General features: G+C 48.6%; 16 protein-coding genes. 9 read left to right on the top strand and 7 right to left on the bottom strand.

Annotated features, from left to right (window positions below; translation table 11 throughout):
* Window positions 1–127 precede the first annotated feature (127 nt).
* The 6 genes from ACT89M_RS26420 to ACT89M_RS26395 all read left to right on the top strand — a co-directional run bounded on the left by ACT89M_RS26420 (window position 128) and on the right by ACT89M_RS26395 (window position 4,949).
* The gene (locus ACT89M_RS26420) at window positions 128–1,237 is read left to right on the top strand and encodes an ABC transporter ATP-binding protein (RefSeq protein WP_090924109.1); all 1,110 of its coding nucleotides are present in this window, start codon (window positions 128–130) and stop codon (window positions 1,235–1,237) included.
* A complete protein-coding gene (locus tag ACT89M_RS26415) occupies window positions 1,227–2,060 on the top strand; it encodes an ABC transporter permease (RefSeq protein WP_090924110.1) in 834 nt (277 codons plus the stop codon). The genes ACT89M_RS26420 and ACT89M_RS26415 overlap by 11 nt, the downstream gene beginning before the upstream one ends.
* On the top strand, window positions 2,035–2,844 hold the full coding sequence (locus ACT89M_RS26410) for an ABC transporter permease (protein ID WP_090924111.1): 810 nt from the start codon (window positions 2,035–2,037) through the stop codon (window positions 2,842–2,844). The genes ACT89M_RS26415 and ACT89M_RS26410 overlap by 26 nt, the downstream gene beginning before the upstream one ends.
* Window positions 2,841–3,914: an ABC transporter substrate-binding protein gene (locus ACT89M_RS26405; RefSeq protein ID WP_487344903.1), complete on the top strand. Its 1,074-nt coding sequence runs from the start codon at window positions 2,841–2,843 to the stop codon at window positions 3,912–3,914. Before ACT89M_RS26410 ends, ACT89M_RS26405 begins: the two co-directional genes overlap by 4 nt.
* 100 nt (window positions 3,915–4,014) lie before the next feature.
* Entirely contained in the window at window positions 4,015–4,230 is a 216-nt protein-coding gene (locus ACT89M_RS26400; RefSeq protein ID WP_487344902.1) for a hypothetical protein, read from the top strand.
* On the top strand, window positions 4,230–4,949 hold the full coding sequence (locus ACT89M_RS26395; protein WP_487344901.1) for a CPBP family intramembrane glutamic endopeptidase: 720 nt from the start codon (window positions 4,230–4,232) through the stop codon (window positions 4,947–4,949). Before ACT89M_RS26400 ends, ACT89M_RS26395 begins: the two co-directional genes overlap by 1 nt.
* Window positions 4,950–5,284: 335 nt before the next feature.
* On the opposite strand, the gene ACT89M_RS26390 is transcribed toward ACT89M_RS26395, so the two are convergent.
* On the bottom strand, window positions 5,285–5,785 hold the full coding sequence (locus tag ACT89M_RS26390) for a hypothetical protein (protein WP_154890251.1): 501 nt from the start codon (window positions 5,783–5,785) through the stop codon (window positions 5,285–5,287).
* Window positions 5,786–5,937: 152 nt separating this feature from the next.
* Window positions 5,938–6,972: an AraC family transcriptional regulator gene (locus ACT89M_RS26385; RefSeq protein WP_308722670.1), complete on the bottom strand. Its 1,035-nt coding sequence runs from the start codon at window positions 6,970–6,972 to the stop codon at window positions 5,938–5,940.
* A 135-nt stretch (window positions 6,973–7,107) separates the two neighbouring features.
* On the opposite strand from ACT89M_RS26385, the gene ACT89M_RS26380 reads away from it, so the two are divergent.
* Window positions 7,108–7,695 carry an NAD(P)H-dependent oxidoreductase gene (locus ACT89M_RS26380; RefSeq protein ID WP_090924117.1) on the top strand — a complete coding sequence of 196 codons (588 nt, stop codon included), beginning with the start codon at window positions 7,108–7,110 and terminating at the stop codon, window positions 7,693–7,695.
* A gap of 174 nt (window positions 7,696–7,869) precedes the next feature.
* On the opposite strand, the gene ACT89M_RS26375 is transcribed toward ACT89M_RS26380, so the two are convergent.
* The 4 genes from ACT89M_RS26375 to ACT89M_RS26360 form a co-directional block, all read right to left on the bottom strand.
* On the bottom strand, window positions 7,870–8,874 hold the full coding sequence (locus tag ACT89M_RS26375) for a cation diffusion facilitator family transporter (RefSeq protein ID WP_253499466.1): 1,005 nt from the start codon (window positions 8,872–8,874) through the stop codon (window positions 7,870–7,872).
* Between the two features lie 182 nt (window positions 8,875–9,056).
* On the bottom strand, window positions 9,057–9,668 hold the full coding sequence (locus tag ACT89M_RS26370) for an SMI1/KNR4 family protein (RefSeq protein ID WP_308722671.1): 612 nt from the start codon (window positions 9,666–9,668) through the stop codon (window positions 9,057–9,059).
* Window positions 9,669–9,961: 293 nt separating this feature from the next.
* Window positions 9,962–10,735, bottom strand: a complete 774-nt coding sequence (locus ACT89M_RS26365; RefSeq protein ID WP_308722672.1) for a DODA-type extradiol aromatic ring-opening family dioxygenase — start codon at window positions 10,733–10,735, stop codon at window positions 9,962–9,964.
* Window positions 10,732–11,409 carry an alpha/beta hydrolase gene (locus ACT89M_RS26360; protein ID WP_154890257.1) on the bottom strand — a complete coding sequence of 226 codons (678 nt, stop codon included), beginning with the start codon at window positions 11,407–11,409 and terminating at the stop codon, window positions 10,732–10,734. The genes ACT89M_RS26365 and ACT89M_RS26360 overlap by 4 nt, the downstream gene beginning before the upstream one ends.
* 312 nt (window positions 11,410–11,721) lie before the next feature.
* On the opposite strand from ACT89M_RS26360, the gene ACT89M_RS26355 reads away from it, so the two are divergent.
* Window positions 11,722–12,087 carry a glyoxalase superfamily protein gene (locus tag ACT89M_RS26355; RefSeq protein WP_373323239.1) on the top strand — a complete coding sequence of 122 codons (366 nt, stop codon included), beginning with the start codon at window positions 11,722–11,724 and terminating at the stop codon, window positions 12,085–12,087.
* Between the two features lie 41 nt (window positions 12,088–12,128).
* Window positions 12,129–12,677, top strand: a complete 549-nt coding sequence (locus ACT89M_RS26350; protein WP_145333555.1) for a helix-turn-helix domain-containing protein — start codon at window positions 12,129–12,131, stop codon at window positions 12,675–12,677.
* A gap of 205 nt (window positions 12,678–12,882) precedes the next feature.
* Here the strand turns inward: ACT89M_RS26350 and ACT89M_RS26345 are convergent, their stop codons facing one another.
* Entirely contained in the window at window positions 12,883–18,513 is a 5,631-nt protein-coding gene (locus ACT89M_RS26345; protein ID WP_487344900.1) for an S-layer homology domain-containing protein, read from the bottom strand.
* Window positions 18,514–18,821: the final 308 nt, after the last annotated feature.

Raw genomic sequence — 18,821 nt, 5'->3', positions numbered from 1 at the left:
GCTTGACCTTTCAAAACAAAAGAAAATGGGGTAAATTATTCATATTCGAGATATGGCTTAATTAAAGTCGTGTATAATAGGTAAGGTTTCTTAGGATAAACCCAAGGATAAGGGGGCGACGTGAAGCATGTCAGAACAACAACCGATCATCCGGTTCGAGCGGGTGACACAGCAATATGACCAGGATGAGGCTGTATTAAAAGCTGTCAGCTTTGAGATTGAACGCGGGAAATTTTATACGCTTCTCGGCCCGTCCGGTTGCGGTAAAACAACGATATTAAGGCTGATTGCCGGCTTTGCGGAGCCGACGGAGGGCAGCATTTATTTTAACGGCGCATTGATTAACAAGGTTCCTGCGCATCAGCGTCAGGTGAATACGGTATTTCAGGACTATGCGTTATTTCCACATTTGAATGTATTCGAGAACGTAGCCTTTGGCTTGCGGATTAAAAAAATGAAAACATCGGAGATTCGTAGCAAAGTGCTCGAGGCTCTCAAGTTTGTCAATCTGTCCGGTTATGAGAACCGGGAGATTGGCGAGATGTCCGGCGGACAGCGCCAGCGTGTGGCGATTGCCCGCGCCATTGTGAACGAGCCTGAGATTCTGCTGCTGGACGAGCCTTTGTCGGCACTCGACCTGAAGCTGCGTACCGAGATGCAGTACGAGTTGCGAGAGCTGCAGCAGCGGCTGGGCATTACGTTTATTTTTGTCACGCATGACCAGGAAGAAGCACTCGCGATGTCCGATGAAATTTTTGTCCTGAACGGCGGTGTCATTCAGCAGAGTGGTACGCCGAATGATATATATGATGAGCCGATTAACCGCTTTGTCGCGGACTTTATTGGAGAGTCGAATATCGTGGCAGGCAAGATGAAGCAGGACTTTGTGGTTGAGTTTGCAGGTGCTCAGTATGAATGTGTCGATCAGGGTTTGCAGCCTGACGAGCCTGTTGAGATCGTCATCCGCCCGGAGGACTTCGAGATCACAACCGAGGAGCAGGGCAAGCTTAAGGTTAAGGTGGATTCGCAGCTGTTCCGCGGCGTGCATTACGAAATATCGACCTACGATGACGCAGGCAACGAATGGTTGATTCATTCGACGAAGAAAGCGGCCGTCGGATCGCGCATCGGGCTTTATTTTGACCCGGAAGCCATTCATGTTATGCGTTTTAACGAAACTGAGGAAGAGTTCGACAGACGACTCGAAGCTTACCAAGAGGCCGCTCATGCAGACTAAAGCCAGCACGCGCAATGCGTATCTGATTCCCTATGTGTTATGGATGGTGTTGTTCGTTGTAGCGCCGGTGCTGCTGGTCATTTATTATTCGTTCTTTGATGTGGAGGGTAACTTCACACTTGGCAACTATGCGCGGTTCTTTACGCCAGTGTATATGCAGATGACGCTCAGTTCATTCTGGTATGCATTTCTGATTACGGCGTTCTCGCTACTTATCTCGTATCCAACGGCGTATATGCTGACCCGGACGAAGCATAAGCAGCTGTGGTTGCTGCTGATCATTTTGCCAAGCTGGATTAATCTGTTGTTAAAAGCGTACGCCTTTATTGGCCTTTTCGGCACATACGGTCTGACCAACTCTCTGCTGGAAGTGGTGGGCATTGGGACACAACAGATTTTGTTCACTGATTTCAGCTTTATCTTTGTTTCGGTGTACATCTTCATTCCCTTTATGATTCTGCCGATCTTTAACGCGCTGGAGGAGATGAATCCGTCCCTGATCTATGCTGCACGGGATCTCGGCGCTTCATCGTGGCTAACGTTCCGTCGTGTGATCTTCCCGCTGACGATCAGCGGAGTGAAATCAGGCTGTCAGGCCGTATTTATCCCGGCGCTATCATTGTTTATGATTACCCGCCTCATTGCGGGGAACCGTGTTATTACGCTGGGTACAGCGATTGAGCAACATTTTCTCGTTACCCAGGACTGGGGCATGGGTTCGACGATTGCCGTCTTTTTGATTATCGCGATGGCAGTCATTATGTTTCTGACCGGATCAGGCAAGAAGGAGGTGCGAAATGGGAAGAAACGGAAAGCTGTCTAACGTCTATCTGGCTGTTGTATTCGCCATTTTGTACGCGCCGATTGCCTATCTGATTTTCTATTCATTCAATAGTGGTGGCCATATGCGGGGGTTCGAAGGTTTCACACTGGAATGGTACAGAGAAGTTTTTGCGGACACCCGGCTGCTCATTATTGTCTTGAATACGTTTATTATCGCGCTGTTGTCCTCAGCGATCTCAACCATTCTGGGTGTGGCAGGGGCACTGGCGATTTATCATGTACGTCGCAAACGGACCAAAAACACACTGTTATCTCTAAACAACGTGTTGATTGTTAGCCCCGATGTCATTATCGGTGCATCATTCCTGATTTTGTTTACGATGATTGGCATCAAACTTGGCTTTACGTCGGTATTGCTGTCCCATATCGCATTCAGTGTGCCGATTGTGGTCATCATGGTGCTACCGAAGCTGCAGGAGATGAGCCCAACCTTGATGGATGCGGCTCGCGATTTGGGCGCGGGCTCATGGCAAATTCTAACGCGTGTGGTACTGCCTTACGTGAAACCCGGTATTTTTGCTGGATTTTTCATGGCTTTGACGTACTCGCTCGACGACTTTGCCGTAACCTTCTTTGTGACAGGGAACGGTTACTCCACGCTTTCTGTGGAGATTTACTCCAGAGCAAGGCAAGGGGTGTCGCTGTCGATTAATGCGTTGTCTACCCTATTGTTCCTGCTCACGGTGTTGCTGGTGGTTGGATATTACTTCATTAACCGCCGTGCATCACGCATTCCAGCCGGAGGAAAGGGGCTGCGTCCATGAAACAGTTGGTACGGACATTCGCACTTGTGTTTGTGGCTGCATTCGCCCTGATGATTCTGGCTTCGTATCTGAACAAAAGTCAGGGATATTCCGGTGGAAACACGCTGACGATCTACAACTGGGGTGATTATATCGACCCTGACCTTTTGAAGGAATTCGAAGAAGAATCTGGCATGAAGGTCATCTATCAGACGTTTGATTCCAATGAAGCGATGCTGACCAAGATTGAACAGGGCGGCACAACGTTTGACGTGGCGATTCCTTCTGAATATGCGATTAGCAAAATGAAAGAAGAGAACCTGCTCGTTCCGATTGACCACAACAAGCTGCCTAACCTGAAAAACATCGATTCCCGGTTCCTGAACTTGAACTATGATCCGGATAACCAATTCTCTATCCCGTATTTCTGGGGAACCGTTGGTATTGTGTATAACCCGGAACTGGTGGGTGGCCTGACATTTGACAGCTGGAATGACCTATGGGACCCGCGTTTGAAAAATCAGATCCTGTTGCTCGATGGTGCTCGTGAGGTCATCGGTATGGGGCTGAATAGCCTGGGGTACTCACTTAATGATACGAATGAAGATCATCTTCAGGCTGCACTCAAAAAGCTGTCTACCCTGACTCCTAACGTAAGAGCCATCGTTGGAGACGAGATCAAAATGTTGCTTGCGAACGAAGAAGCCGCGGTTGGACTCGTATGGTCCGGGGATGCATCGGAGATTATGGATCAGAACGACAAGCTGGATTACAAGGTACCGGAGGAAGGTTCAAATCTCTGGTTCGACAGCATGGTCATCCCGAAAACAGCTAAAAACGTGGACGGCGCGCACCAGTTTATCAACTTTATGCTGGACCCGGATCATGCTGCACGCAACGCAGAGTACGTGGGATACTCGACACCGAATGCGGAGGCAATTAAGCTGTTGCCAGAAGATATCTCGCAGGATGAACGCTTCTATCCAGACGAGACACTGACAAGCAAGCTGGAGGTTTACAACAATCTGGGCAAAAAAATGCTATCGCATTATAACGACCTGTTTCTGGAGTTTAAGATGCATAGTAAATAATTGTCCTCCAGTCTACGCAAACTGCGCGAACTGCAACGAACACAACAAGTGCAACTCAAATACCCCTGAGCATATTGGCGGCTTCAGGGGATATTTGACGTTGGATTTATTCCGGCGCGGGCTCCGAGAATTCGGATTGCTGGGAACTTTATTTACACCCGTGCGTACTAAAGCCCATAACCCCGAATATGAAAAGTATATCGGGATAGAGGGAACGGAACGGGATGAAAGAGAACGGAACGGAAACTCTGACGGTGTAGATGTGATGTTTGAATTCAATTGTTTTACTACAATGAAGTGGGAAGGAGGTTCGTGATGTTAGGCATGATCGTGCTTGTTTTGTTATCTTGGCTCTTGCTTCGTTTCACGATCAAGCAACCGTTGTCTGTGCTCGGGTATCGTCCGGCAGGTCTACGTCTCCAGCAATTTGCGATAGCCTTACTTTTGGGTATCCTCGTTTCCTCGGCAGTTCACTGGACAGAATCTCTGGTCACCATGTCAAACTGGAAGCTAAACCCCGAGTATTACTGGGCTGATTTTTTGACAGCCAGTTGGTGGAATTTTAAATCAGTATGGTTCGAGGAGTTATTATTTCGCGGCGCGTTACTTGTGCTTCTGATTCAATGGCTGGGGGTACGATGGGGAGTTGTGTTATCGTCTGTTGCTTTTGGTGTGTATCACTGGTTCTCGAGCGGTGTGATCGGGAACATCCCGGTTATGATTATTCTATTTTCCACCACCTTTATCATGGGTTTGGTTTGGGCATATGCGTATGCCAAATCCGGTTCTATGGCTATTGCAGTCGGAAGCCATCTAGGCTGGAACGGGGCATCATCCATCCTGTTCTCTGACGGCCCAAACGGCGAGCAGTTGTTCGTTCAAGTGACAGGCATAAGCTACATGCCACTTGCCGGAATACCTTCACTGATTTTTTTTGTCGCGTCCAACGCAGCCCTGCCTCTGATCCTTTTCTTCTGGATTAAATACAATATAGCTATGCAATCGAAACCCAATGAACAGGCAGTCTCACCCTAATAAGAACAACAAAAATAAATAAAAACATCCCTTGATCACGTATGGATCAGGGATGTTCCTTTTCTTTTACCTGCTCTAAAGCAATAGCTTTGAAGTGCGATATTCGATGGATATGAGATTACACGTTAACGGAGGGGACAGGACAAACGAAGGAAGCGAAGCGCTCGCCTGAAAGCTTTCTGGAAGAAAGCTACTTCGGAAGCATACGCTACCACCGGATTTTCTCAAGTGATATAAGACTCAAAAAAATCCGGGGGTAACAGCGATCCGCAGTTGTTCTGTCCCCGGAGTGGCTTAGTGAAATCTAGTCGTCCAATTCATCGGATATCATGCCACTACATAGGCTTTTTGCGCCCCATGATGATATACGCTCCGCCCACAATCAGCAGAATGGCCACAAACGGTTGAATATAGCTCATGTTGCTCAGTACGGAACCGATCGACATGACAGTGAAGAACAATAGGGAAAGAACCGTCAGAATATTAATCGGAATCAGCAACCATTTATTTTTGCCGCCAAACCAGTAGAGTTCAAACAAACCGACCGCTGGCGCCAGAATGAAGCCCGGCCACATCGTACCCCAGTTACCAAACAGCATCGCGATCTGGCATACAATACCGACGGTCAGCAGCAAGCCGCCTGGAACGAGCAATCCAACGCCACGGCCAATCATGGAGAAGTATAACCAGTGGAAGAACAGTCCGAGCGGAATCACAAATAACGTAGGCCAGAAAGTACCAAAGATTGTGCCTGGGCCCATTGTGCCGCCTTGATTCAGAATCAGGTATACACCGAGCAAAATCAGGACAGGTGCAAGAATCGTACGTTTAGCCATAATTTCTCTCCTTTTGAATATGGAATCTTCCATCCGTGCAATATGTAACATCACTTTCGTTATATACAGCATACCACGAACTGGAAAAGGGGAACCTCCGTCTTTGGCGTTAAACTTATCCTAGACTAAAGTCTAGGTATGGGGTTGCGATCCTATCCCTGCCGAGTCCCCAGATTAGCCCGGTATTGACCCGGGGTCTGTCCCGTCCACTTTTTGAACGCATTCTGGAAGGCACTTTGTTCCGAAAAATGAAGGGCATAGGCGATATCGACGACAGCATAGTTGCCTCTTTGTAAGTAACGTAGTGCCATTTCCTTCCGTACCTGAACGGAGATTTCGTTAAACGTTGTACCTTCTTCACGCAATCTGCTCTGGAGTGTGCGAATGCTCACGCCGAGATGTGCTGCCGTGTGTTGTAATGTGGGGAAGAAGGAAGGCAGACTCTCCGTGATCCAACGGCTTACTTTGCTGGAGAAAGGCTGAGAGGCATACAGGTCTGCCCGTGTCTCCTCTGCCATCGACTCGAAAACCTTCAACATCCTGGCATCCGAATATAAAACGGGCAACGTCAGGACCTCTTTGGATAGACGCAGCAGGGTTTGGGTAACACCAAACTCGGGAGTGACCCCAAGGGAGTTCACGTAAACAGACAGGTCACCTGCCCCGACAGGGGCTTCGTGACGGAATTGGACTTCTCGTACCACGGCCCGGTGATTCGCCAGCTTGTTGATCAGATGTAATACCGATACAGTCATATCCTCTACGCAATGGCGAGACATGGGGATTTCTTCATTTTCAACAGACAACTGAATGATCACATCCGGTCCATCGACCTTCCACTCCAGTTGAAATCCACTATATAAAATATCGTTATACCGCTGGTACGCGCTAAGTGCGTCACCAATCGTTTTGGAGTGCATCATAACATATCCGGGCAGACTTAAATCCGCAAAATCCAGCCGCCCACCCTGGTTTAATCCAAAGTATGGATCGTTTGCATAATCAGCAGCACGCCGCATGATCCGTTCCAATTCAGTGACGGGAATCCGGGCATCCGGGTTCTCCAAGATGGAGGTATCTACATCGATGTCTTTGAAAAAGGATTCCGTGTCAAAACCTTTGTGTACCAGTGTTTTTAAAATAGGATATACCATGGATATCGGGACACTGTGGTTAAGATGTTTCATAAGTCCTCCCGTTTGCACGAATCCGCAATGATTTGGCGTCGTTGATCATTTGTTTATACCTACCTTCACTATATGCTTGTGATATGTCCGTTTCATCGGTCTTCATGAACCATATTATACAGGAGGAACATACGTATGAATGCAAATAAAATTCTCATCATTAACGGTCATCCCGATCCACAGAGTTATTGCAAGGCACTGTCAGAGTCCTACGCAGAGGGCGCACGAAAATCAGGTGGGACGGTGGAGATGATCGATCTGAGCGAGATCGAGTTCAATCTTAATCTCCGATACGGCTATCGTCAGCGGACAGAGCTCGAGCCTGATCTGCTGAAGGCACAGGAACTCATTCGCTGGGCAGATCATTTGGTATTTGTGTATCCGACGTGGTGGGGAACGATGCCTGCTGTGCTGAAAGGGTTTATTGATCGGATTTTCCTGCCCGGGTTTGCTATGAGGTATCGGGACAACTCACCGCTCTGGGACAAATTGTTGAAAGGTAAGTCTGCACAGCTTATTGTGACGATGGACACCCCTTGGTTCTACAATGCATTGGTATACAGAAGGGCAGGTCACCGGGTCATGAAATCCAACGTCCTTCAATTCAGTGGGGTATCCCCTGTACGTGTAACCGAGATTAGTCCAATCCGCAAGTCCACGGAAGCGTTTCGTCAGAAATGGCTGGGTAAGGTGATGGAAATGGGGATGAGACAGGCACGATGATCTAATAGGGATAGGAATATCAAATGAGAAGCGCACATAAAGAGTGAGGAACAAAGGAACAGAGCAAAGAAAAGGATCAAAGAACACAAAAGAAACGAGGCAGAGAACTTCCTGCTTCGTTTCTTTGTTGTGCAGATGAAGCAGCGATAAGTCAGTTGTTAACCTGCTTTTTCGCTACTTTTTCAACACATCCGAATGTTTCTTGCCCCAGCTGTTCACGCCGTCGTCTTCAATGATCGAGATCGCCGCGTCAGCAATATCCGGGTTTGTCATCAGTTTTTCCTGAATCCGGAACTTGATATCATCCGCATCCGCTAGACTGAGTCCCTTAGTCAGCTCAATCAGGCCTTCGACATGGTAATACCGGCCCTCTTGAATGATGCGCATCATCTGGATATCAGCTACATGGCTGTCTGCCAGAATTGTCTGGGACACTTTGTCCTCAATATCCTGCGGTGCGGCGACACCGATCAGGCCAATCATGTTGTCGTAGCCGACACGGAAAGCAACGGCAATCATCAGGCATCCGATGATGGTGGTGACAATACCATCTAGCAAAGCGAAGTTTGTCAGTGCAATGACAACAACAGAAACGAGCGCAAGCGTTGCTCCAAGCACAGCTACAACGTCCTCGTAAAATACAAGGCGGGTTGGAGGTGCAGCGCGTCCTACATTTTTAATCGCTGCAGGCACCAGGGCGAACCCTGTCGCTTTGGGCGCGCGGGCTTCTTTCAAGATTTCCTTCATGGCTTTGATGAGGATGGCTCCATCAATCACAATATTAAGCACAAGCACACCAATGTTGATCCACAGTCCCCCCGAGTGACCAGCAGGATGCTGGAGCAGGTGAATGCCTTCGTGAATGGTCTCATAGGCCATAATCGTCACCACAATTACGGCAATCATACAGAAAATGTTGATGACCCGTCCGAATCCGGTCGGGAAGCGGCGTGTAGGTTTTTTCTCGGATAATACACTTCCGACAAATACAAACCCTTGGTTAATGGCATCGGCCAGTGAATGCATCGCTGACGCGAACATGGCGCCGCTGCCACTGAATATAAAGGCTCCTCCTTTACATAGTGCAAGTATGGCGTTACCCGCCATGGCTACAGCAGAGGATGTGTTGCCTTTTTTGACGAGAGACATAAAGCTCTCTGACTTCGGTTGTTCAGCCACTTCGGTAGTTCCTCCCAGATATGTAGTTGGTGTAGAAAGACAGTCCTTCTTCTGGTAGCTTGTGCATTTCCACTAAATGTTATTATAACCGCCTTTACAACTCCCAGCATTATGAAACAATGGTCATATCACTATCCAGACGATAACGGCTGTTAATATAATTGTTTGTCATTCAATTTGACTTAGTATTCGATCACATCGATCTCACGCAAATTACGATTGGATTGCTCCAGCAATTCGATGAAGGTTTCAGCCACGTAATAGACAAAGTCAGGATCATGTTTGAATATAATAATCTGTCCATATGTTCCTTGCTCTGTTGGGTCAAAATCCAACATCAAATACAGCGATCCGCCTCCCAGCTTGCCAAAGGTGATCCATGATTTCTGATGCAAATAAGGCTTGATTCGCGGGTCCAGTTCAAGCATTTCTTCTTCGGAAAAATAGTCTTCCATCCGAATCTCTACAGTACCGTCATGTTCTCTCTTCATTTGTTCAAGCGATAACATGTAGAAGACCATATCTTCATTTTGTGCGGCATCACCTGGAAAAAGGATGTGAAAGGCATATCCGCTGCCGTTTTTACGTTTGTAGAATGCCCGGAAATCTGCCGGTAGACGTATACTGTAATATTGCTCGAACGCGTCAAGCTCCTCATCGGTTGTTCCTTCCTGTTCGCGGTAGGCCTCCAGCAACTCCTGGTTTTCCTCATCCTGCACCTTTTCTTCCAGCAGTTCCATCAACTCTTGCATGAGCTCATCGATCCGTTGTTCTGACTTTGGTTCTGACATCATGTTTCGCCTCCTTATGAGCGTTCGCATGTCATACTCAACTAATAAATCTGTTGATGAGATGGTTTCCCACTAGTATAGATTTACTCAGGAAACTCGTACAAGAAACCATAGACCCAAGCGGGAGTCCTACATAACGAATGAATATGGAAGTGTAAAAGTGCACTTGTGGTCTATGTAGTTGCATTCAACCACCTAACAATATCTCAAAAAAAAGCGTGAGCAGCAGGGTTACCCTGTGACTCACGCTTTGGTCTCTATTTGGTCCATTGGTTTTAAACCAATCTCATGTTTTGTTATTCAAATCTCCAGCAGGATAAACTCAGGTTACCCAGCTGATACGCGCGGAATAAGAGAGAGGCTTGTTTCTTCTCTTCTCCTGCACCCATGGCGATCAGGATTGGCACAAAATGCTCTGGCGTAGGAACTGCTGCCTGTGCAGATGGAGCAAGCTTGTCATATGCGAAGAGGGCATCCGTATCCCAGTGCTCAAGCTTATCTTGGAGCCAGTTGTCGAATTCCATAGCCCAAGAATCTACACCTTGACTTTCCCAGTTCAGACGGCGCAGGTTATGCACGGTTCCGCCACTGCCAATGACAAGAACGTCTTGCTCACGCAAAGAAGCGAGTGCTTGACCGATCTGATACTGTTGCTCACCCGTCAGATAACGGTTCACAGAGAGAGCAATTACAGGAACATCTGCTTCGGGATAGAGCAGGCGTAGCACAACCCACGCTCCATGATCCAGGCCGCGTACCTCATCCGTCTGCACTGATATTCCCGCTTCGGTGAACAACTTGACGATCTCAGCGGTTGTTTCGGCATGTCCTTGGGCTGGATATTTGATCTGGTACAGTTCGGGTTGAAAACCACCGAAATCATAGATCGTGTCATATGAGCCGGTTACAGCAGATACGAGCTGTGTCGTCGATTCCCAGTGAGCGGAGAACAGGACGATCGCTTTAGGTTTGGGCAGATCCTGCCCAAGTTTTTGCAAAAATTCAGTGTACGCATTCTCCTCCAATGCAAGTGAAGGAGCGCCATGGGCGATAAACAAAGATGGCATCATGATTCAGTCATTCCTTTCGTGTCTTCTGTAGATACCCCAGCATCCGTCCGAAGGAAGTGTTGGAGTTTGGCATATAACTCAGGAGTTACATGGTGGCCCCCGCTGTATGGTACATAAGTAACTTGATTCGTATGATTCCGGAAAAACGAAGCATTATCTTCACCCAGCTGTAACGGGAAAAGGTGATCCTGATCGCCGTGTGAGATAAATGCAGACAGATTGGATGAAGGCTGCAAAGCATATTCCTCTTTTACAAACTGCGGAATGTATCCGCTCATAGCCACGATGCCTTTGATGGCATCACCCATCACCAAGGCAAGCGTCATCGCCATGATGCCGCCCTGACTGAATCCGGCGATATAACGCCGTGCAGGATCAATGGCATATTGAGCCGACAGCTCGATGATAAGTTGTTGCAGTCCTTGAACCGAGGCATCGTATAACTCGCGAACGGGATTGCCTATACTTTTGATCTGAAAATAAGCATAACCTCCGCCCTGTACAATAGGCCCACGAATGGCAACAATGATGAAATCGGTAGACAGCGGCTCCATTAATCGAAGCATGTCCTGCTCATCTGATCCCATGCCGTGCAAGGCAAAAATAACAGGATATTGCTGGGTTTTATCGTAATGTGGAGGCAACTTCACCTCATGAATATAAGTAGAATTCAAACCAATACACCTCCAGGTGAAAGATGAGTTGTGATAAATCGAATGTATAAAATGAATGCAAATATCAAACAAATGCATAGGTCAAACCAATGAAGCAAAAGAGTTGGAATGAATTAATGACAGGGATTAAACTAAAAATAAAAAGTTCACCTATGTGAAAATAATATTCTTATTTATGAACAAAATCTATCATGCTTTCATTGTAGGGTCAACACTTTTTTTGTATGATGAAAATATGTTTTGTATAAGGGAACTTGGAATAAGAATTGTTGTTGTGCTTTTATCTCTTTAGAGGAGGACGTGAAGAAGATGATGAAACATATCGTACCTATTCTTAGAATTTTTGATGAAGCGAAGGCCAAGGAATTTTACACGGATTACTTGGGGTTCAAAGTGGACTGGGAGCATCGATTCGAGGCCGATATGCCGCTGTACATGCAGGTGTCGCAGGATGAGATTGTCATTCATCTGTCCGAACATCACGGAGACTGTACTCCTGGTGCGGCATTACGGATTGAGACAGAGCATCTGGAGGAGCTGCATAAGCGGATTTCTTTGCAAAAATATAAATATGCGAGACCGGGTATCGAGAAGACCCCTTGGGATTCATGGGAAATGACCATTACCGATCCATTTGGCAATCGCCTTGTATTTGTAGAGTCAACGGTTGAATCTTGATTTCAATGAAACGGTAGTTAGAGAGAAGAGAGGGCGGTCACATGGATATTGGCTTGGCCATTCGAACGATACGCAAACAGAAACAGATTACGATTATGCAACTCTGTGAGGGGACAGGGTTGTCCAAGGGGTTTATCAGCAATGTGGAAAATAACAAAACGTCACCGTCCATCGCTACATTAGAAAGCATCGCGGACTACCTGGGCGTCCCGCTACCCTACCTGTTGTTGACATCAGAGCAGCGTATGAATGTGGTTCGCAAGCATGAACGCAAGGAGACTACAGCGGGTAGCGGGCAGATTAAAGTACAGCAGTTAACGGCAAAAGGTGCGATGCGTATGTCCATAGTAGAACTGCCAGCGGGAGCTTCGACGGGGATCAGCAAACATGCGGGGGAGGAAAGCCATCTGGTACTGCAAGGTGTCATTCAAGCGAAGCAGGGGGAAGATGTGGAGACGCTGGAAGCGGGAGATTCGTTTACATGGAACGCGATTGTACCCCATGAAGTGACTAATATCGGCGAGGAACCCGCCGTTGTGCTGATTGCGGTGTCCAAGGAATTGGAGCTGGATCATCTGTTGAACAAGTAAGGTAAGTGAGGCGAGTGAGGAAAGGGACGGATTCTAAAATATGATGTGTACCGTCTGCGTTTATTAGTAGGGATCTAATTCAGATGTATTACAAAAACATAAACAGGTGAGGGACATGTGTCCCTCACCTTGTTTTAGTTAATTAGTTCTTCTTTGCGAGTCTTAGCTGTGCCAAATCACAATTCAGTTGCCGTCGTCCCCTTGCTTAAATCAAGCCGGATTTTTGCAATAGTCCCTGAATAATTTTGGCAACCTCAGCTCTAGTGATGTAATCCTTCGGTGCAAGCTCATTGCCGCCTCTTCCTGATACAATGCCAGCCTCTACAGTATCAGCTACACTGCTCAGCGCCCATGCAGACACAGTTGCTGTATCTCCATAAGGGCGAAGTATTACGTCTGTCGATTGAACAGCGAGATTGCCTTTCAGACTAGTAATCGCCATTGCTTTGGAGAGGATCACCATTGCCTGTTCCCGTGTAATCGTGTCCATCGGACGGAAGGCACCATCTTCAAAACCGCCGATCAAGTGGTAGGCATAAGCAGTATTGACAGCACTGCTGTACCAATCTGTTGATTGTACGTCTGAGAATGAGGTTGCTCCATTCTCCGTCTTGAGTCCCAATGCGCGAACAATGATAGCTGCAAACTCAGCACGGGTAATATTCCGGTCGGGACTGAACATACCATTGCCCGTACCATCGATAATCATCCGTGATCCCATGTCGCTCACTGCTTGTTTTGCCCAATGTTTGGCCACATCTTCAAATTCGAGCGGATGGTAGACAAGAGAATACGTGCTATTCGTCAAGCTATTGATCTGCGCGTAATATTTGCCGTCAATCACGACAATCTTGGTCGGAACATGACGTATGGTTCCGTCTGTCTCAACAACAATTCCTGTGGTAATCTTACCGGGATCAACACCATTCGGAATCACAATATTTCGTTTGACATAGGCATTAAACTTCGATACTTCGACAGTCTTATCTCCGTAGATACCCTTCACCGTAAAGTTTAACGGCGATGCGACAAGCGTGAACGTTCCCTTGGCTGCCGTATTCTCAACAACTTTCACCATATCTGTTGTTGGTTCGGAGATTTCGATTTGTACCTGGATATCTTGTAAGGCTACCGACTTGCCGACCTGCTCGGATATCGTATTAATATTGATTTGTTGCGCTGGAATCGTATAGGTCGCACGATCGGTTTTGATCTCAAGAACAGCTTGCTTGTCCTCCATGTTTTTCACCATCTGACCGTTCAATGAGCCGACGGTCACATGGGATTTGTCATTTACAAGTATCGCCACCACAGCATTTTGGCCTTCCGCAGCGAGCTTGTCCTCTAACTTTTCCTGATCCACAAACACGGTTGTAACGGTTTGACCGTTTCGTTGGGTTCTCGCTACGGTCCCCGCATTTTCCGCTTTACCATTCACAAGTATATCCATTCCCGTATTCGTTTTCTCCGGGATGGTTGGAGTACTAGGCACGGATGGCGTATCGATCGGGACCGTGCTACCGCCGGATGACTTTTGCGGAATGACCGCATTTGAATTAGCGGATGCTGTACTTTTTCCTAGACCATTGATCGCTTTCACCGTAAATGTATAGCTCGTTCCATTCGTTAAACCTGTAATTACAATCGGACTTGCCGCTCCTGTTGTGACTGCATTCCCTGATGAATCGGTTACTTCATACCCCGTAATCGGGCTTCCACCGTTCTCGGTTGGAGCTGTAAAGGTTACGGTGGCTTCTCCGTTTCCAGCTACTGCCAAAACATTTGTTGGGGCTGCCGGTACAGTTGCAGGAGTGGCGTTTGCCTGATTCGATTCCCCACTCAAGCCTCCCGAGTTACCTGCTCTTACTGTAAAGAAATAGGTCGTGCCGTTTAGCAGGTTTTGTGCATTGTAGGTAGAGGAATTGATGATAACAACCGAAGCGGTACTAAGCTGACTTGGATCAGTCGCCATATAAAGGTTGTAATACGTCGCTCCCGTTACCGTACTCCAATTTAGTGTGACCTCACCGTTTCTACCGACAGCCACAAGGTTTTGCGGATTTTCCGGTGCGTTCGGCATGTTCACAACTTGCATCACTGTAAACGTCACATCCGTCATTTGGGTTGCTGATAACGTTATTGTTGCGGTATATGTTCCCGCTGGTAAGCCATCTTTCGCTTTCACCGTAAAGGTTGACGTGGTTGCTCCGTTCACTAACGTTGTACTTGGTTGCGTAATCACAAAATCGCTAGCATGAATGCCGCTAACCGTTGCCGACAGATTCGACAAATCGCTCGTGCCAGTATTCGTTACATCGATAGTTTTTGTCTCTTGGGTACCCAGAGCATAACCTTGAGTAAGTGCAGCTAACGTTTGATCCGCAATAGGAGCAATCGTATGGGTAGGCGCGATGTTTACGTTGACCGTAGCGATGTTGCTCGTTGCCGTTGCGGTCTTGGTGCCGCTGACACCGTTGTTCGTGTTCGTCACGACAACATAGTAGTAGGTCGTGCCTGTCGATGTCGTCGGAGCGGCATAGGTTGCACTGGTTGCACCCGCAATTGCATTGCCGCCGACCGTGCTGTTCACCGAATTGCTGTACCACTGGTAGGACAGCGTTCCGCTGTCACTTACGCTGGCCGCTACGCTCAAGTTCGGGCTGCTGTCACCTTCGTTAACCGTGGCGCCCGTCGGATGCGTATCAATGCTTGGTGATGCCGCGTTGGTCAGAGCGTTCACGTTGACCGCAGCGATGTTGCTCGTTGCCGTTGCGGTCTTGGTGCCGCTGACGCTGTTGTTCGTGTTCGTCACGACAGCATAATAGTAGGTCGTGCCTGTCGATGTTGTCGGCGCGGCATAGGTTGCACTGGTTGCACCCGCAATTGCATTGCCGCTGATCGTGCTGTTCACGGAATTGCTGTACCACTGATAGGACAGCGTTCCGCCGTCACTTACGCTGGCCGCTACGCTTAAATTCGGGGTACTGTCACCTTCGTTAACCGTGGCGCCCGTCGGCTGTGTATCAATGCTTGGTGATGCCGCGTTGGTCAGAGCGTTCACCGTCAGAGTTGCCGCGATGCTTGACGCATTCCCCGCTGCATTGGTGACCACGACGGTATAACTGCCCGCATCGCCCGATTGCGTGTTACTGATGCTTAGGGTCGCCGCCGTTGCTCCGCTGATGTTTTCGTCGTCTGTCAGCGCATTGCCGTCTTTCTTCCACTGGTAGCTAAGCGGCGCGTCGCCGCTGGCGGTTATACTGAACGTTGCCGTTTGTCCCGCTGTCACTGTCTTGTTGCCCGGCTGACTTGTGATAGAGGGTGCCACGGGTGCTGGATTCACCGTCTGTGTAACCGCAAATGTCACGTTCGTCATGTTGTCCGCATATACCGTGACCGCTGCGGTGTACGTGCCTGCTGCCAGGCCGTCCTTTGCTTTCACCGTAAACGTCGTCGATGTCGTTCCGCTGTTTAGTGTCGTCGTTCCCGGCTGCGTAATTACAAAGTCGGTCGCATTGGTTCCGCTTAACGTCGTCGCTACGTTTGTCAAATCTCCGGTGCCGGTTTTCGTAATCGTGATCGTTTTCGTGTCCTGAGTGCCCGAACTGTAGCCTGCCGTCAGTTCCGTTGCCGTTTGATCCGCTATCTCTGCTATCGTGTACGTTGGTACATTATCGGTCGTGACACTCACCGTGTTCGAGTTGCCTGTGTTTGCCCCGCCGTTGACCACTAAGCGGAAATCATATGCGGTGGCTGCGCTGAGCCCCGTTACCGTCGCAGTCGTCGAATTGGTTGCAATCGTGCCATTCGTGGCTGTTGTCCATGTATTCTCTCCGGCTGGCGACTGCTCAATGAGGATCGCCGTCGCTCCGCTGGCTGCTGTCCAACTGAACGATGCCGTTGTGCTCGTCTTCGCTGTGCTTGCAAAGTCAATGATCGCAGATGCAGGCATATCCAGCTTCTGTAAGCGGTGGTTGTTACTATCGGCCACATACACATTCCCACTGTTGTCTGTCGCCACTCCATAAGGAGTATTAAACTCGCCCAAGCCGTTTCCTGAACCACCGCCGCTCTTCACCCACTCGCTCCATGTACCGCTTCCTGCGTTCAGCTTCTGAATGCGATGGTTGCCAGTATCGGCCACATAGATGTTCCCGCTGCCGTCTACCGCCACTGTTCTTGGAGTATTAAACTCACCCAAGCCGGCTCCTGCCCCGCCGCCGACCTTTTTCCACTCGCTCCATGTATTCGTCGATAGGGTCAGCTTCTGTATGCGATGGTTACCAGAATCGGCCACGTACACATTCCCGTTAAGGTCCACCGCCACTGCACCTGGAACGCTAAACTCTCCCAAACCGCTTCCATTGCCGCCGCCGACCTTTTTCCACTCGCTCCATGTATTCGTCGATAGGGTCAGCTTCTGAATGCGATGGTTGCCAGAATCGGCCACGTACACATTCCCGTTAAGGTCTACCGCCACTCCATAAGGAGTATTAAACTCGCCCAAGCTGGTTCCAGTGCCACCGCCGTCCTTTTTCCACTCGCTCCATGTATTCGTTGATAGGGTCAGCTTCTGAATGCGATGGTTGCCGGAATCGGCCACATACACGTTCCCGCTGCTGTCTACCGCCACTCCAAATGGATTGTAAAACTCGCCCAAGCCGCTTCCATTGCCGCCACCGACCTTTTTCCACTCGCTCCATGTATTCGTGGATTTGTTCAGCTTCTGTATGCGATGGTTGGAAGTATCAGCCACGTACACATTCCCGCTGCTGTCTACCGCCACTCCTCTTGGAAAAGTAAACTCGCCCGGACTAATCCCGTTAACCGGCCCTAATACAGACCACTCGCTCCATGTATTGTTGGCTGCGGTCAGCTTCTGAATGCGATTACTGTCATCGGCCACATATACATTCCCACTGTTGTCTACCGCCACTCCATTTGGATTAATAAATTCGCCCAAGCTGTTTCCTGAACCACCGCCGTTCTTCACCCACTCGCTCCATGTACCGGTGGCTGCGTTCAGCTTCTGAATGCGATGGTTGCCAGTATCGGCCACATAGATGTTCCCGCTGCCGTCTACCGCCACTGCTCTTGGAGTATTAAACTCACCCAAGCCGGCTCCTGCGCCGCCGCCGAGCTTTTTCCACTCGCTCCATGTATTCGTCGACAGGGTCAGCTTCTGAATGCGATGGTTGTTACTATCACCCACATACACGTTCCCACTGCTGTCTACCGCCACTCCATTAGGAAAATTAAACTCGCCCAAGCCGTTTCCTGCGACTGCGCCGGCACTGGGCTTTTTCCACACGCTCCATGTATTCGTCGATAGGGTCAGCTTCTGTATGCGATGGTTGCTACTATCGGCCACGTACACATTCCCGCTGCTGTCTACCGCCACTCCTCTTGGATTGTTAAACTCGCCCAAACCGAGTCCATTGCCGCCGCCGACCTTTTTCCACTCGCTCCATGTATTCGTCGATAGGGTCAGCTTCTGAATGCGATGGTTGCCAGAATCGGCCACGTACACATTCCCGCTGCTGTCTACCGCCACTGCGGTTGGATTGTTAAACTCCCCCAAGCCGCTTCCTGCGCCGCCGCCGACCTTTTTCCACTCGCTCCATGTATTCGTCGATAGGGTCAGCTTCTGAATGCGATGGTTGCCGGAATCGGCCACATACACATTCCCGCTGCTGTCTACCGTCACTCCTTTGGGAGCGGCAAAACCTCCGGGGTTTGAACTGAAGACCGGCCCGATCCGGCCAAATTGACTCCAAGTCTCAGCTGCATAAGCCGGGATTTCTAATATGTTTGAACATGCAATAATCAAAGCCATGCTCAATATATACAACTTCCTCAACCATTGTTTGGCTTTTCTTTGATGATTCACAGCTCTCGTCCCCCATTTCGACAAAAATCAGGTTTATTATACAAAAACACAATAAACAAAAAATAAACAAGAAATAAACATGAAAGAGCCTTGGAATCTCGATCAATTCCGAAGGCTCTTTCATTCTGCTTGTTTCTATTGTATCAAAGCTACGACAAAATCCCGGACTCGGGCCAGAACGTATACCTGAAAGTCGTATCTACGAATGAGTAAACGAACAAATGCTACGCAGACCATTGTCCAAATCATAAAAC

It is taken from the genome of Paenibacillus sp. NN59, from assembly GCF_057597225.1.
The sequence above is the reverse complement of the archived record's forward strand: the minus strand, read 5'-3'. Positions and strand labels throughout refer to the sequence as shown.

Bases quoted from the DNA above. Each gene is read 5' to 3' on its own strand.
- ACT89M_RS26390 (WP_154890251.1), bottom strand. From the start codon at position 5,785: ATGGCTAAACGTACGATTCTTGCACCTGTCCTGATTTTGCTCGGTGTA.
- ACT89M_RS26350 (WP_145333555.1), top strand. From the start codon at position 12,129: ATGGATATTGGCTTGGCCATTCGAACGATACGCAAACAGAAACAGATT.
- ACT89M_RS26420 (WP_090924109.1), top strand. From the start codon at position 128: ATGTCAGAACAACAACCGATCATCCGGTTCGAGCGGGTGACACAGCAA.
- ACT89M_RS26405 (WP_487344903.1), top strand. From the start codon at position 2,841: ATGAAACAGTTGGTACGGACATTCGCACTTGTGTTTGTGGCTGCATTC.
- ACT89M_RS26380 (WP_090924117.1), top strand. From the start codon at position 7,108: ATGAATGCAAATAAAATTCTCATCATTAACGGTCATCCCGATCCACAG.
- ACT89M_RS26415 (WP_090924110.1), top strand. From the start codon at position 1,227: ATGCAGACTAAAGCCAGCACGCGCAATGCGTATCTGATTCCCTATGTG.
- ACT89M_RS26365 (WP_308722672.1), bottom strand. From the start codon at position 10,735: ATGATGCCATCTTTGTTTATCGCCCATGGCGCTCCTTCACTTGCATTG.
- ACT89M_RS26410 (WP_090924111.1), top strand. From the start codon at position 2,035: ATGGGAAGAAACGGAAAGCTGTCTAACGTCTATCTGGCTGTTGTATTC.
- ACT89M_RS26385 (WP_308722670.1), bottom strand. From the start codon at position 6,972: ATGAAACATCTTAACCACAGTGTCCCGATATCCATGGTATATCCTATT.
- ACT89M_RS26370 (WP_308722671.1), bottom strand. From the start codon at position 9,668: ATGATGTCAGAACCAAAGTCAGAACAACGGATCGATGAGCTCATGCAA.
- ACT89M_RS26355 (WP_373323239.1), top strand. From the start codon at position 11,722: ATGAAACATATCGTACCTATTCTTAGAATTTTTGATGAAGCGAAGGCC.
- ACT89M_RS26395 (WP_487344901.1), top strand. From the start codon at position 4,230: ATGTTAGGCATGATCGTGCTTGTTTTGTTATCTTGGCTCTTGCTTCGT.
- ACT89M_RS26345 (WP_487344900.1), bottom strand. From the start codon at position 18,513: ATGGCTTTGATTATTGCATGTTCAAACATATTAGAAATCCCGGCTTAT.